General features: G+C 72.2%; 14 protein-coding genes. 7 read left to right on the forward strand and 7 right to left on the reverse strand.

From position 1 onward, the window contains the following. Window positions 1–134: 134 nt before the first annotated feature. Window positions 135–794 (forward strand): bifunctional 4-hydroxy-2-oxoglutarate aldolase/2-dehydro-3-deoxy-phosphogluconate aldolase, encoded by a 660-nt coding sequence (gene eda / locus ACIQTP_RS20075; protein ID WP_403401442.1) that lies wholly within the window; start codon window positions 135–137, stop codon window positions 792–794. Here the strand turns inward: eda and ACIQTP_RS20080 are convergent. Further along, window positions 778–1,794, reverse strand: a complete 1,017-nt coding sequence (locus tag ACIQTP_RS20080; RefSeq protein ID WP_403401444.1) for an NAD(P)-dependent alcohol dehydrogenase — start codon at window positions 1,792–1,794, stop codon at window positions 778–780. The genes eda and ACIQTP_RS20080 overlap by 17 nt on opposite strands. Before the next feature lie 115 nt (window positions 1,795–1,909). Here ACIQTP_RS20080 and ACIQTP_RS20085 point away from each other — a divergent pair, with 115 nt between their 5' ends. Then, window positions 1,910–2,722, forward strand: coding sequence for a helix-turn-helix domain-containing protein (locus tag ACIQTP_RS20085; protein WP_403401446.1), 813 nt, complete (start codon window positions 1,910–1,912; stop codon window positions 2,720–2,722). 18 nt (window positions 2,723–2,740) lie between these two features. On the opposite strand, the gene ACIQTP_RS20090 is transcribed toward ACIQTP_RS20085, so the two are convergent. Genes ACIQTP_RS20090 through ACIQTP_RS20100 form a run of 3 tightly spaced genes read right to left on the reverse strand, consistent with a single transcriptional unit; the run spans window position 2,741 to window position 5,604 of the window. After that, window positions 2,741–3,994: a bifunctional RNase H/acid phosphatase gene (locus ACIQTP_RS20090; protein ID WP_403401448.1), complete on the reverse strand. Its 1,254-nt coding sequence runs from the start codon at window positions 3,992–3,994 to the stop codon at window positions 2,741–2,743. A 12-nt stretch (window positions 3,995–4,006) separates the two neighbouring features. Then, window positions 4,007–4,750 (reverse strand): zinc ribbon domain-containing protein, encoded by a 744-nt coding sequence (locus ACIQTP_RS20095; RefSeq protein WP_403401591.1) that lies wholly within the window; start codon window positions 4,748–4,750, stop codon window positions 4,007–4,009. Then, window positions 4,747–5,604, reverse strand: coding sequence for a Nif3-like dinuclear metal center hexameric protein (locus tag ACIQTP_RS20100; RefSeq protein ID WP_403401450.1), 858 nt, complete (start codon window positions 5,602–5,604; stop codon window positions 4,747–4,749). The genes ACIQTP_RS20095 and ACIQTP_RS20100 overlap by 4 nt, the downstream gene beginning before the upstream one ends. Window positions 5,605–5,860: 256 nt before the next feature. Between ACIQTP_RS20100 and ACIQTP_RS20105 the strand changes: the two genes are divergently transcribed. The 3 genes from ACIQTP_RS20105 to ACIQTP_RS20115 all read left to right on the forward strand — a co-directional run bounded on the left by ACIQTP_RS20105 (window position 5,861) and on the right by ACIQTP_RS20115 (window position 8,768). Next, window positions 5,861–7,147 carry a hypothetical protein gene (locus ACIQTP_RS20105; RefSeq protein ID WP_403401452.1) on the forward strand — a complete coding sequence of 429 codons (1,287 nt, stop codon included), beginning with the start codon at window positions 5,861–5,863 and terminating at the stop codon, window positions 7,145–7,147. 62 nt (window positions 7,148–7,209) lie between these two features. Next, window positions 7,210–7,377, forward strand: coding sequence for a hypothetical protein (locus ACIQTP_RS20110; RefSeq protein ID WP_402036936.1), 168 nt, complete (start codon window positions 7,210–7,212; stop codon window positions 7,375–7,377). 263 nt (window positions 7,378–7,640) lie between these two features. Beyond that, entirely contained in the window at window positions 7,641–8,768 is a 1,128-nt protein-coding gene (locus ACIQTP_RS20115) for a LuxR C-terminal-related transcriptional regulator (protein ID WP_403401454.1), read from the forward strand. Between the two features lie 10 nt (window positions 8,769–8,778). Here the strand turns inward: ACIQTP_RS20115 and ACIQTP_RS20120 are convergent, their stop codons facing one another. The 3 genes from ACIQTP_RS20120 to ACIQTP_RS20130 all read right to left on the reverse strand — a co-directional run bounded on the left by ACIQTP_RS20120 (window position 8,779) and on the right by ACIQTP_RS20130 (window position 11,805). Then, window positions 8,779–9,717, reverse strand: coding sequence for a 3-oxoacyl-ACP reductase (locus tag ACIQTP_RS20120; protein ID WP_403401456.1), 939 nt, complete (start codon window positions 9,715–9,717; stop codon window positions 8,779–8,781). 72 nt (window positions 9,718–9,789) lie between these two features. After that, window positions 9,790–10,866, reverse strand: a complete 1,077-nt coding sequence (locus ACIQTP_RS20125; RefSeq protein ID WP_403401458.1) for a Zn-dependent alcohol dehydrogenase — start codon at window positions 10,864–10,866, stop codon at window positions 9,790–9,792. A gap of 45 nt (window positions 10,867–10,911) precedes the next feature. Next, window positions 10,912–11,805, reverse strand: a complete 894-nt coding sequence (locus ACIQTP_RS20130; RefSeq protein ID WP_403401460.1) for a MaoC/PaaZ C-terminal domain-containing protein — start codon at window positions 11,803–11,805, stop codon at window positions 10,912–10,914. A gap of 256 nt (window positions 11,806–12,061) precedes the next feature. Here ACIQTP_RS20130 and ACIQTP_RS20135 point away from each other — a divergent pair, with 256 nt between their 5' ends. After that, window positions 12,062–12,973, forward strand: coding sequence for an ATP-binding cassette domain-containing protein (locus ACIQTP_RS20135; protein WP_403401461.1), 912 nt, complete (start codon window positions 12,062–12,064; stop codon window positions 12,971–12,973). Continuing rightward, entirely contained in the window at window positions 12,973–13,692 is a 720-nt protein-coding gene (locus ACIQTP_RS20140; protein WP_403401463.1) for an ABC transporter permease, read from the forward strand. Before ACIQTP_RS20135 ends, ACIQTP_RS20140 begins: the two co-directional genes overlap by 1 nt. Window positions 13,693–13,697: the final 5 nt, after the last annotated feature.

The following is a 13,697-nucleotide window of genomic DNA, read 5'->3' on the forward strand; positions in this document are numbered from 1 at the left end:
AGGTGCACCAGAGGTGCGCTAGAGGTGCACCAGAGAGGGGTGCACCAGCGGTGCGCCAGAGGTGCACCAGAAGTGCCGTTGCAGCATATGCAACGCTCTTTGCGCATGTTGCACGACGAGGGCACGATGAGGCCATGAGCTCACCGCTGCCCTCGGTTCCCGCCGCCTCCGTGCTCTCCGTGCTGGATCTCGCCCCCGTGGTCCCCGTCGTCGTGGTGAACGAGGTCGAGGACGCCGTACCCCTGGCTGCGGCACTCGTCGCGGGTGGGCTGCCCGCTATCGAGGTGACCCTGCGGACGCCGTGCGCGCTCGACGCCATCCGGGCGATCGCGGACGGGGTGCCGGACGCGGTGGTCGGCGCGGGCACCGTCATCACGCCGGCGCAGGTGCCGGAGTGCGTGGCCGCGGGCGCCCGCTTCCTGGTCAGTCCCGGCTGGACCGACGTACTGCTCGATGCCATGAAGGCGTCCGGGGTGCCGTTCCTGCCGGGGGTGTCCACGACCTCGGAGGTGGTGGCGCTGCTGGAGCGCGGGGTGCGGGAGATGAAGTTCTTCCCGGCGCAGGCGGCGGGCGGCACGGCGTACCTCAGGTCGCTCGCCGGACCGCTGCCGCAGGCCCGCTTCTGCCCGACGGGCGGTATCGGCCCCACCTACGCGCCGGACTATCTCGCCCTCCCCAACGTCGGCTGCGTGGGCGGGACGTGGATGCTTCCCGAGGACGCGATCGCGGCGAAGGACTGGGGGCGCGTGGAGAGCCTGGCGCGCGAGGCGGCGGCGCTCAGGCCACGCGGATGACGACCTTGCCGAAGGCCACGCCGGACTCGTAGTGGCGGAACGCCTCGTGGACCTCGTCGAAGCCGAAGACACGGTCGACGACCGGGCGCGTGCCGTGCAGGGTCAGGGCCCGGTTCATGGACTCGAAGTGGGTGCGGCTGCCCACGAACACCCGGCGGATCGTCGCCAGACTCGCCGCGTACACCGCGTTGGAGATCTCGATACCGGGCCGGCGCGCGTTGCCGGTGGTCAGGAGCACGATCTGGCCGTAGAGCGCGGCGGCGCGCATCGACTGCTCGATGGTGTCGGGGCCGTTGGTCTCGACGACGAGGTCGGCGCCGCGCCCGCCGGTCAACTCTCGCACGACCGTGCCCCATTCGGGGTTCTCGGCACAGTTGACGACGTGGTCCGCGCCGAGTGCCTTGAGACGGTCGGCCTTGGCGGCGCTGGACGTCGTGGCGATGACCTCGGCGCCCAGCATCTTGGCGAACCGCACCGCGAAGAGGGACAGCGCGCCGGTACCGAGCGTGAGCACGGTCTGCCCGGGGGTGAGCGCCTCGCCGCCGGTCAGCGCGTGCCAGGCCGTGACGCCCGCGCAGGGCAGGCAGGCGGCCTCCTCCCAGCCTAGGTGGTCGGGCACCCGCACCGCCGCGTCCTGGTCCAGGCACGCGTACTCGGTCAGCATGCCGGGCAGGGTGGCGCCGGGCTGGTCGATCTGCGCGGGCGTGATCCGGCCGTCGATCCACTTCGGGAAGTACGTGCTCGCCACCCGGTCCCCGACCACGAACCGGGTCACCTCCGCGCCCACCGCGACGACTTCGCCCGCTCCGTCACTCGCCGGTATCACGTCCGGCACGGCCTTCAGCGGATAGGTCCCCGTCAGGATCAGCAGATCGCGCTTGTTGAGGGAGACGGCGCGGACGCGGACGAGGATGTCGCGGGGGCCGGGCTCGGGGCGGTCCGTCTCGCGCGAGGCGATGCCGTCGACGGTGCCGGGTGTTTCGAGGTGGTAGGCGCGCATGTCGGCTCCCTGGGGTGTGCTGCGTGGATGCGTCCATGCTGCTCGGACGGGGTACGCCGCTCAATTCCCCGTGAGGTATGGCGGGACTGTCGTACCCGTGACGTACAACTGAGCCATGACCATCAGCACCGCCGCCGCCCCGGTGACCGAACCCCCGCCCTTCGCGCGGGAATTGCTGCGCTGGCGCACCGCGCGCCGGGTCAGTCAGCTGGAGCTCGCCTCCCGGGCGGGGACGACCCAGCGGTACGTCAGTTTCATCGAGCGTGGGCGTTCGGTGCCCGGCAGGGAGATCGTGATCCGGCTCGCCGAGTCGCTCGGTCTGACGCTGCGGGAGCGCAACTCGCTGCTGCTGGCGGCGGGTTACGCACCCGCGTTCGCGGAGTCACCGCTCGACGCGGTCGCGCTGAGGCCCGTGCGGGAGGCGTTGGACAGCATTCTCGAAGGGCATCTGCCGTATCCGGCGGTGGTGGCGGGGCCGCGGGGTGAACTCGTCGCGGCGAACGAGGCGTTCGACGTGCTCACCGAGGGCGCGGACCCCGCGCTGCTCGCGCCGCCCGTCAATGTGCTGCGGCTCGCGCTGCATCCGCGCGGGATGGGCTCCCGGGTGGTGAACCTGGACGCGTGGGGGCAGCACATCGTGGAGAACCTGCGGGCCCGTGCCGTGCGCAGCCCCGATCCCCGACTCGACTCCCTGGCCGAGGAGCTGGCGCACTACGTGCCGGCGGGTGAGCCCGGCGCCGACTATCTCGGTTTCGCCGTGCCGCTGCGACTTCGGTGCGCGGAGGGCGAGTTGAGACTGCTCACCACGCTGACGTCGTTCGCGACCGCGGTCGACGTGACGCTCGCCGAGCTCCATCTGGAGGCGTTCCTCCCGGCGGACCGGGAGACCGCCGAGATCCTCCGGGCCCGGGCCGCTCAGCGCGGGTGACCTCCGGGCCCGTCCCGCTCAGCGCAGGTGAGAGGTGTCGTTGAAGAGGCGCAGGCTGGCGTTGCCGTCCGCGTAGTACGCCACCGCCGACAGGGAGGCCGCGGACAGCTCCATCCGGTACAGGGACTCCGGCGGGGCACCGATCGCGAGCCGTACGAGGGTCTTGATCGGGGTGACGTGGGTGACGAGCAGGACGGTGCGGCCCGCGTAGGAGGCGATGAGCTTGTCGCGGGTGGTGGCGATACGGCGGGCGGTCGCCGCGAAGCTCTCGCCGCCGCCGGTCGGTTCGGCCTTCGGGGAGGCGAGCCAGGTCTTCAGGTCGTCGGGGTACCGCTCCTGCACCTCGGCGAAGGTGAGGCCCTCCCAGGCGCCGAAGTCCGTCTCGCGCAGGCCGTCCTCGATGGCGACGTCCAGTCCCAGGCGGGCGGCGACGGCGGCGGCGGTCTGGCGGGTACGGGTGAGTGGCGAGGCCACGATCGCCTGGACGGTGCCGCGCGCGGCCAGCGCGGCGGCGACGCGCTCGGCCTGTTCCCGGCCCACGTCCGAGAGCGACGGGTCGGTGCCGCCGCTGCCGGAGAAACGCTTCTGGGGGGTGAGGGGGGTCTCGCCGTGGCGCAGGAGCACGAAGGTGGTGGGGGCGCCCATGTCGGGGGCCGCGCCCCAGCCGACGGTCGGTTGCGGGGCAGTAGCCACGTGCCGCGCGGCCCGCACATCGGCGTCGGCCTTCGCGGCTTCGCCACCGGGAGTCGTCCGAGTGCGGGTCTGTGGGGGCTGCTCGCGCGGTTCCCCGCGCCCCTGAAGGGGCGCTGCGGAACCCGGCGTCAGCAGTTCCGCCGTCGAGGCCGAGGGCGACCACTGCTCGCCCCGCTTGCCCGCGTCCATCGCCTCGTTGGCCAGTCGGTCCGCGTGCTTGTTCTGCTCGCGCGGCATCCACTCGTAGGTGATCCGGTCGGGCGGGAAGACGCGGGCCGCCTCCGCGGCCAGGGGCTTCATGTCCGGGTGCTTGATCTTCCAGCGGCCGGACATCTGCTCGACGACGAGCTTGGAGTCCATCCGGACCCGGACGCGCGCGGCCGGGTCCAGTTGGTGGGCGGCGCGCAGGCCCGCCAGCAGGCCCCGGTACTCGGCGACGTTGTTGGTGGCGATGCCGATGTACTCGGCACGCTCCGCCAGCGTCTCCCCCGTGGCCGCGTCGATGACCACGGCGCCGTACCCCGCCGGTCCCGGGTTGCCCCGGGACCCGCCGTCGGCCTCGACGATGAACTCCCGCACGCCCAGCGCCCCTTACAGACCGGACTCGGACGTACGCACCAGGATGCGGCGGCAGTTCTCACAGCGCAGCACGGTGTCCGGGGAGGCCGCCTTCACGTCGTTGACCTCGGTGATGTTGAGCTCCAGGCGGCAGCCCTCGCAACGGCGCTGGTAGAGCCGCGCGGCACCGACACCGCCCTGCTGCTGGCGCAGCTTGTCGTAGAGCTTCAGCAGGTCGGCGGGGACGGAGGCCGAGACGACCTCGCGCTCCTTGGTCACCGAGGCGGCCTCGCCGTCGAGGGACTGGAAGGCGGCGTCCCGGCGGCCGGTCGCGTCGTCGATCTTCGACTGCACGGAGGAGGTCCGCTCGGTCAGCTCGGCGACCCGCTCCTGGGCGGACTCGCGGCGCTCCATGACCTCGAGGACGACGTCCTCCAGGTCGCCCTGCCGCTTGGCGAGGGAGGTGATCTCCCGCTGGAGGTTCTCCAGGTCCTTGGGGGAGGTGACGGCACCGGAGTCCAGGCGCTGCTGGTCGCGGTTGGCGCGCTGGCGCACCTGGTCCACGTCCTGCTCGGCCTTGGTCTGCTCGCGGGCGCAGTCGCTCTCCTCGGTCTGCGCGGCGACGAGCAGGTCGCGCAGCTGCGTGAGGTCCTTGTTCAGCGACTCGATCTCGGCGTGCTCGGGAAGGGACCTCCGCTTGTGCGCGAGCTGCTGCAGGCGTACGTCGAGGGCCTGGACGTCGAGAAGTCGGATCTGGTCGGCGGGCGCGGCGTTCAGTTGGGGGCTCCCATTGCGTTAGGTGTTTCGGTGGACGCCGCGTGGGCGGTCCAGGGGTCGGTGACCGTCTTGGAGACGTGGACCCGCAGGTCCCATCCCTTGCGGTCGGAGATCTCGTCGAGCTGGGCGGCGGCCAGCTCGCACCAGGGCCACTCGGTGGCCCAGTGCGCCGCGTCGAGCAGCGCGAGAGGACTGTGGGCGCGGGCCTCTGATGCCGGGTGGTGGCGCAGGTCCGCGGTGAGGAAGGCGTCGACGCCGGCGGCGCGCACGTCGTCGAAGAGGCTGTCGCCGGAGCCGCCGCTGACCGCGACGGTCCGTACGACCGCCTCCAGGTCACCGGCGACGCGGATGCCCTGCGCGGTGGCGGGCAGTCGCCCGGCGGCGCGCGCGGCGAGTTCCCGGACGGTCAGCGGGTGGTCCAGCTCACAGACGCGGCCGAGGCCCCGGCGGCCCTCGGGGTCGGTGGGGTCCGGCACGAGCGGCCCTACGACCCGGAGGTCGAGCGCCCCGGCGAGGGCGTCGCTGACTCCCGGGTCGGCACGGTCGGCGTTGGTGTGGGCGACGTGCAGCGCGATGTCGTTCTTGATGAGGGTGTGCACGACCCGGCCCTTGAAGGTGTCGGCCGCGACCGTCGTCGTCCCGCGCAGATAGAGCGGATGGTGGGTGACCAGCAGGTTCGCGCCCAGCTTCACCGCTTCGTCGACGATTTCGCGAACGGGGTCGACGGCGAACAGGACGCGGGTGATCTCCTGGTCGGGCTCGCCGCAGACGGTGCCGACCGCGTCCCACCCCTCGGCCCTCTCGGGGGGCCAGAGGGTGTCGAGCGCGGCGATGACTTCAGACAGACGGGGCACGGGGAAAAGGCTACCTGGCTCGGGCCGGTGCCCCACCGGTCGCGGACCGCTCCCGGGGTGCGCGACCAGGGGTCCCGGCGGCGGACGGACCTCGGTGAGCCGGGCCCCACCGCCTTCTCCCCGCCCCGCTCAGCACACGCGTCCCCGTTCCCTCAGGCGAATCGCGGGACGGCCACCCTTATGTGTGAAGCGCCCGCCCGCCGGTCCCACGTCTGTGCGTGCGAAAACTAGCTTCGTCGCCGGAGGTGACCGAACGATGACGGCCTGTGCCACCGAGCCTGCGGCGGAACCCGGGGACGAGCGGGCCACTCGCCCCGCGGACGCGACCACCCGACCCGTGGATGCGACCACCCGCCCCGGAGATGTGATCGCCCGCCCCACCTGTGTGATCGCCGCGGACGGAACCTACGCGGCCCGCCTCGCCCTCGACGGCGACTGCTGGTTCCCCGAGCGCTGGACGCTGGACGGCCCCGAGCCCTACGCCGTACCGCTGCCGTCCCACCAGCCGGAGGAGCCCGGCACCGAGGTGCTGCCGATGACCGACGGGCGGGTGCTGATCCACCGCGTCGCGGACGGGCGGCACACGTTCTCGCTGCTGTACCCGACCGGGCCCGGCACCGGGGAGCTGCTCCTCGGCGCGGTGGAGTGCCACGACGAGGACAGCCGGCTGTGGCTGCTGCCGCCCGCGCCGGACGGAGAGCACGCGTACGCCCTCGCCGTGAGCCGGGACTCCACGGCGGTGTGGCTGGTGGCGGGCGGGGCCTTCGGGCCCGAGCACCTGGCCGAGGTGCCGGGCCGTTGTTCGGGCGGGGTCTGGCTGGACGGCACGGGGCGCCTGCTGGCCCTGGACCGCTGCCTGGACGGCCGCACCAAGACGGTGGCCGTCGATCTGGGGCGCGGCGGTGAAGTAACGCCACTGCTGCAGATCTCCGAGGACAGCGACGACCGGCTGCTGCTCGCGGACGCCGACAGCGGGCTGCTGCTGATCCGCTCCGACGCGCCGTCCCCGGGCCACGACCGCCTCGGCTGGGGCGTCCTCGGCAGCACCCTGCCGATCCGCTTCCCCGACTGTCTGCGCGCCACCGACTGCGCGGTGACGCCGTTCGCGATCCAGCCGGGGCAGGTACTGACGCCGGAGCGCTGCGCGGTGGCCCTGTGCATCGACGGCCCGGCCGGCAGCTGGGTGGGCGTGTGGCGGCCGATCGAGCGCCAGGTGCACCATCTCTCGCCCCCGGAGGGCTGGTTGGCAGGCACGGGGCTGTGGACCAGGGAGGGGGTCCTCCAACTGCCGTACGCGACGGGGGCGGTGCCGTGCGGGGTGACGAAGGTGACGGCGCCCGCCGTTGCGGTTCCGGCGGAGGCGCCCCCTCCGCCGGAACGGCCCGCGGCACGCCCGGTCCCCCTCCAACAGGCACCTCTGAGCGGGCAGTCTTCTGCGAAGAGGCGGCCCCTTGCGGCCCGCCCGGCGCCCGAGGACGAGGCCGTCCGGACCGAAGGGGGGCCCGGGGGCGAGAACAGGTCACCCGCCCCCGTCCCCGCGTGAGCGACCGGTTAGAATCCCCCGGCTGCAAAGAAGGATCTTGTTGACGGGGTGAACACTTCCACATGAGCGAAATCAGCACCATGGAACCGCCGGCCACCGACGCCCACGAGGCGACGAACCGGGCCGAAGGCCACGGCAAGCACCGCGGCCCGGTCTCCGGCCGGGACGACGAGGCGACCCCCCACGGCCGCCACCGCAAGCCGTCCGACCAGCAGAACACGTCGGTCTGACGGTAAGCAGGACCAGCGATACGGCCCCGCTCGCGCTCGGCGCGAGCGGGGCCGTTCTGTGCGGGGCTCCCCCGAACCCCACGCGCGGGTGACGTCCTCTTGTCGGAGCGTGGACCGACCCCCACAATCGAGTCCCACGGTACGGAACCGACATCCACGGGGGTATCCCAGATTCCTGGGATATGACAGACCGATATTCCAGCTCTTCCAGCCATTCCGGATATTCAAGGCAATCAAGGTATTCCAGCTTCCGGGACACGCCTATGATCCTTTCCGAGACCACCAGCCGCCTCGAACGCGGACTGCGGGGCGAGTTGAACGCCCTCGCCGTGCTCGACCACACCACCCGGGTGCTGCTGGACGCCGTACCGGCCGATGTGTGGTGCGGGGTCGTCCTCGATCCGTCGACCCTCCTCGACACGGGCGGCCGGCACGAGTCGGGGTTCCCCGAGTCGAGCATGCGACGGCTCTTCGAGATCGAGCACGTGGAGCAGGACGACGTCGACAGCCTGCGGGCGCTGACCCGGCGTTCGGGCAAGGTGAGCCTGCTCAGCAGATCGACCGACGGGCGTCTGGACGACAGCAAGTACTACCGGGAGATCCTCCGACCTCTCGGCCTGGCCGACGAGTTGCGGATCCTGCTGCGCCACGGACCGCGCACCTGGGGCCTGCTCGTGCTGTGCCGTGACGCGCACACCCGCCCCTTCTCCGCGGCCGAACTCGCCGTCGCCGAGGCCGTGAGCGTGCCCGCGTGCGCCGCGCTGCGCCGCTCGCTGCTGCTGTCCGGTGTGGACTGCGGACCGCTGCCGGACGCACCCGGCTGGGTGGTGCTCGACGGCGACCTCGGCATCCGATCGATGTCACCGACCGCGCGGCACTGGCTCGACCAGCTCCAGGAGCAGCACGCGCCCGGGCGCGGCGAAGGGGGCCCGTATCTGCTGCGGGCGCTGGCCGTGCAGGCCCGGGGCGAGCAGGCCGGGGCCGGTGCGCACGTCCGGGCGCCCACGGGCACCGGCCGGTGGATCTCCCTGCGGGCCTGGCCCCTCGAACAGGGCGGTGAGCCGTCCGTCGTGGTCTCCATCGGCCCCACCGAGCCCGCCGAACTGACCGCGCTGGTCCTGGACGTGTACGGGTTGTCGCCGCGGGCCCGGGAGATCGCCCAGCACGTCCTGCTGGGCCGTTCGACGAGCGAGATCTCCGGGCACCTCGGGGTCTCCGAGTACACGGTGCAGGACCATCTGAAGCAGGTCTTCGACAAGGTGGGGGTGCGCAGCCGCCGCGAGCTGGTCGCCGAACTGTTCTTCCGGCACTACTTGCCCCAGCTGGCACACCCACCCCTGTCGACCGACGGCCGACTGCTCAGCCCGGAGCACGACGGCCGGGCCGACTAGTGCCGCGGCACTAGGTGTGCTTGAGTCCCAGTACTTCCGCCGCCGCGAACGTCTCCCCCTGTGGCCGCTCCGCGTAGTACGGCCCGAGCAGCGCGTCGAGTTCGTCGTAGGTGAAGGCGTCCTGCTTGGTGTCGAACTTGGCGGCCACCCGCGGCCGTTCGACGACCGCGACCATGCCGCCGTGCACGACGAGCAGCTGTCCGTTGACGTGCGCGGCGGCGGGCGAGGCCAGATAGCCGACGAGGGGGGCGACATGCTCGGGGGCGAGGGGATCGAGGCCCTGCTCGGGCACCTCGAACCCGTGGAACACGTCCTCGGTCATCCGGGTCCGGGCGCGCGGGCAGATGACGTTGGCCGTCACACCGTACTTCGCGAGCGCCAGCGCGGTCGAGGTCGTCAGCCCGACGATCCCGCCCTTGGCCGCCGCGTAGTTGGGCTGTCCCGCCGAGCCCGCGAGGAACGCCTCCGAGGAGGTGTTCACGATCCGCCCGTACACCGGCCCGTCCGCCGCCTTGGACCGGGCCCGCCAGTGCGCGGACGCGAAGCGGGTCGTGTTGAAGTGCCCCTTCAGATGTACGCGGATGACGGAGTCCCACTCGTCCTCGGACATCGAGAAGACCATCCGGTCGCGCAGGATGCCCGCGTTGTTGACGAGGATGTCCAGCTTCCCGAACTCGCCGATCGTCAGGTCGATCAGCTCACGGGCCCGTTCGCGGTCGGAGACGTCCCCGGTGTGGGCGAGGGCGCGACCGCCCGCGGCGCCGATCTCGGCGGCGACCTCCTCGGCGGGGGTGGCCGAGGCCGCGCCGGACCCGTCCCGTCCGGGCTGTCCGTAGTCGTTGACGACGACGGCGGCACCCAGGCGGGCCAGTTCCAGCGCCTCGGTCCGGCCGAGCCCGCGCCCCGCGCCGGTGACGATCGCGGCGAGCCCTTCAAGTGGCAGTGACATCGAAGTCCTCAGCAATCGTCGCGGCGGTCGTGGGGGCGGTCCTGGGGGTCAGGTGGCGGCAGCCGTGGGGGGTCAGATCTCGATGCACGTACGCAGCGCGGTTCCCGTCCGCATCTGGTCCAGCGCCTCGTTGATCCCGGACAGCGGCACCCGGTGGGTGATCAGGCTCTCCAGGTCGATGCGGCCCGCGCGCCACAGGGCGACCGTCCGCTCGTACGACCGCAGGACGTCTCCGCCGCCGTACATGGACGGCAGGATCCGCTTCTCGTCGAAGAACAGCTCGAACATGTTGAGCTGCAGGAAGTCGTCCATGGCGCCCGCGCCGACGATGACGAGGGTGCCGCCGCGGCGGGTGTTCTCGTACGCGGTGCGGGCGGTGGCGGAGCGGCCGACGACCTCGAAGACGTAGTCGAAACCCTCGCCGCCGGTCACCGACTGCTTCGCGCCCGGGAGTTCGTCCGGCGAGACCGCCTTCGTCGCGCCGAACCGCAGCGCGGCCTCCCGGCGCGAGGCGACCGGGTCGACGGCGACGATCTCGGCGGCGCCCTTGAGGCGCGCGCCCTGGATCGCGGAGATGCCGACGCCTCCGCAGCCGATCACGGCGACCGACGAACCGGCCGCCACGTCCGCGGTGTTGAGGGCGGCGCCGAGGCCGGTCGTCACTCCGCAGCCGATGAGGGCCGCGATGTCGAACGGCACGTCGTCCGGGATCGGCACGGCGCAGCCCGCGTCGACCACGACCTCCTCGGTGAAGGTGCCGGTGCCGGCGAAGCCGAAGACGTCTTGGCCGGGGCGCCGGAAGTTGGGCGTGCCGGCGTTCATGAACCCGGCCAGGCACAGCTGGCTCTGGCCGCGCTTGCAGGCGGGACAGACGCCGCAGGCGGGCAGCCAGCAGACGACGACCCGGTCGCCGGACTTGAGATGGGTGACGCCCTCGCCGACCTCGACGATCTCCCCGGCGCCCTCGTGGCCCGGTACGAACGGCGCGGGCTGCGGCAGTACGCCGCTCATCGCGGACAGGTCGGAGTGGCACAGCCCGGTGGCCCGTATCCGGATCCGCACCCTGCCCGGCCCGAAGCCCACCGCCTCGATGTCGTCGAGGACTTCCAGCTTGTCCTGGCCTATCTCGTGCTGTACGGCTGCGCGCATGGTGCGGCTCCCCTCGACAACGGGCTGGTCACTGACGGACTTGGCTCAGGAGTGTGTGACGACGGTGTCGGCGAGGACAGGCGCGTCGTCACTCCCCCACTCTCGGCTTCGCTCGAGCGGGGGGACCCCCATGACGGCGCTCACGGCCACCCGGACGCCGCCTTCCCGCCGCCACATACGGATGCGCAGGGTGTCGCCCGGGTACACGACCCCGGCGAAGCGCGTGGTGTACGAGCGGACGCGCGCCACGTCCCCGCCGAGCAGCGTGTCCACGACCGCCTTGAGCGTCATCCCGTACGTGCACAGCCCGTGCAGGATCGGCCGGTCGAACCCGGCGAGCTTGGCGAACTCGGGGTCGGCGTGCAGCGGGTTCCAGTCGCCGGAGAGCCGGTAGAGCAGCGCCTGCTCCTCGCGGATCGGGCGCTCGACGGTCCGGTCCGGCGCACCGGCGGGCTCCTCGAGGCGGGTGGAGGGGCCGCGGTCGCCGCCCCAGCCGCCCTCTCCCCGTACGAAGATCTGGGCGTCGTTCGTCCACAACGGTCCCTCGGCGTCGGCGACCTCGGTGCGCATGACGAGGACGGCCGCCTTGCCCTTGTCGTACACGGCGGCGATCCGCCCGGTGGCCACGGCCCTGCCCTCGACCGGGATCGGACGGTGCAGTTCGATGGTCTGGCCGCCGTGCAGGACGCGGGCGAGGTCGACGTCGACACCGGGCATGGACAGACCGCTGATCACTCCGGGGGAACCGGCGCCCGCGACGGTGGCGAAGCTCGGCAGGACGTGCAGCTTCGATTCGAGGGTGTAGCGCAGCTCGTCGGGATCCGTCGCCGGGACGCCCGCTCCGAGGCCGAGGTGGTAGAGCAGGACGTCCTTACGGTCCCAGGTGATCTCACCGCGGTGGGGTTCGGCGGCGAGGGCCTTGGCGGCGTCGATGGGCATGGGGCTCCTGATCAGTAGCGCGCGAAAGACCTCGGTGCGGCCGTCCGCACCGTCGGCCGCACCGAGGTCGACACTGGCCGATCTAGAACGCGTTCCAGTCCGGCGACCCTTGTATAGCCCAGCACTCGGCAGTTGTGAAGGCTCCTGACGCTGTGTCAGGCGAGTGGTCCGTTCGCCCGGCCGTGACATTTGTCCTGCCGGAGTCCGTACAAGCGCATCTGCCGGGCACGGGGGGCGGATTCGTACCGTCTGAGGCATGACACAGACAGGTGGGACAGAGCGTGCCGTGTCGTTCACGGGGGCGGTCAAGGCGTTCGGCGCGGTGCGCGCCGTGGACGGGGTGGATCTGGAGATCGGGCGCGGCGAGACGGTGGCGCTGCTGGGGCGCAACGGCGCGGGGAAGTCGACCACGATCTCCCTGCTGCTCGGTCTGAACGAGCCGGACGAGGGGACGGTCGCGCTCTTCGGCGGCCCCCCGGAGGCGGCCGTGCGTGCCGGGCGGGTCGGCGCGATGCTTCAGGAGACCCGGCCGGTGCCCCGCGTGACCGTCCGCGAGCTGGTCTCCTTCGTCGCGGGCCGCTATCCCGCGCCGCTGCCGGTCGCCGACGCGCTGGAGCTCGCGGGGATCCCGGAGCTGGCCGGGCGGCGCGTCGACCGGCTCTCCGGCGGACAGGCGCAGCGGGTGCGGTTCGCGGTGGCGCTCGCCGGGAACCCCGACCTGATCGTGCTCGACGAGCCGACCGCCGCGCTGGACGTGGAGGCACGGCGCGCGTTCTGGGACTCGATGCGGTCCTATGCGCGGCGTGGCCACACCGTCCTGTTCTCCACGCACTACCTGGAGGAGGCCGACGCGCACGCCGACCGGATCCTCGTCATCGACCACGGCCGGCTCGTCGCCGACGGCACCGGCGAGCAGCTCAAGCGGTCGGTGGGCGGCAACCTGGTCTCCTTCGACCTCGCGGGCCGGGGCTCCGAGGGGCTGACCCTGCTGCCCGGTGTGGTGTCGGTGGAGGTGCGCGGGGACCGGGCCCGGCTGCGCACGGACGACTCGGACGCGACGGTGCTCGCACTGGCCGAGCTCGGTGCGATCCGCTCTCTGGAGGTCGTCCCCGCCTCCCTGGACGACGCGTTCATGGCGCTCACCTCGCATGTTCTGGAGACGGTGTGATGCTGGACTATCTGCGCCTCGAAGTGCGCCGGACGCTGCGCGACACCGGCTTCGTCATCGGCGGCATCGCGATGCCCGTGATGATGTACCTCCTGTTCACCAACCTCGGTGACGACAGCGACGGCGGCTGGAAGACCGGCTCGATGATCGGCATGGCCGCGTACGGGGCGGTGGGCTCGGCCCTGAACACCGGCGGCGGGGTCGCCGAGGACAAGGTGATCGGCTGGCTGCGGCAGCTGCGGGTGACACCGATGACCCCGCGCGAGGTGGTGCTCGGGCGGACGCTGACCGGCGCGGTGACCGTGCTGCCCGCGATCGCCGCGGTGCTGGCGGCGGGCGGTCTGGTCAACGGCGTGCGGCTGGACGTCTGGCAGTGGGCCGCGGTCGCGGTGCTGCTGTGGCTCGGCTCGATACCCTTCACCCTGCTCGGCCTCGGCAACGGCTACCGGCTCACCGCGCAGACGACCGGCGTCGCGAACATGGTGTGCAACCTGGGGCTCTCGGTGGTCGGCGGCCTGTGGTTCCCGCTCACGCTCTTCCCGGGCTGGCTCCAGTCCCTGTCCGACTACACACCCACCAACCGCATCGCCCAGCTCGGCACATCCGTCGCCGACGGCGACGCGCCGGCGCTCGGTGCGGTGGTGGTTCTCACAGCTTGGCTGTTGGCCTTCGGTTCGTACGCTGTGGTCTCGTACCGCAGGGCCACGCGGACCGTCTGAAGGGG

Origin of the sequence: Streptomyces sp. NPDC090798 (genome assembly GCF_044768965.1) — a bacterium.
In the GTDB taxonomy this organism is placed as follows: domain Bacteria; phylum Actinomycetota; class Actinomycetes; order Streptomycetales; family Streptomycetaceae; genus Streptomyces.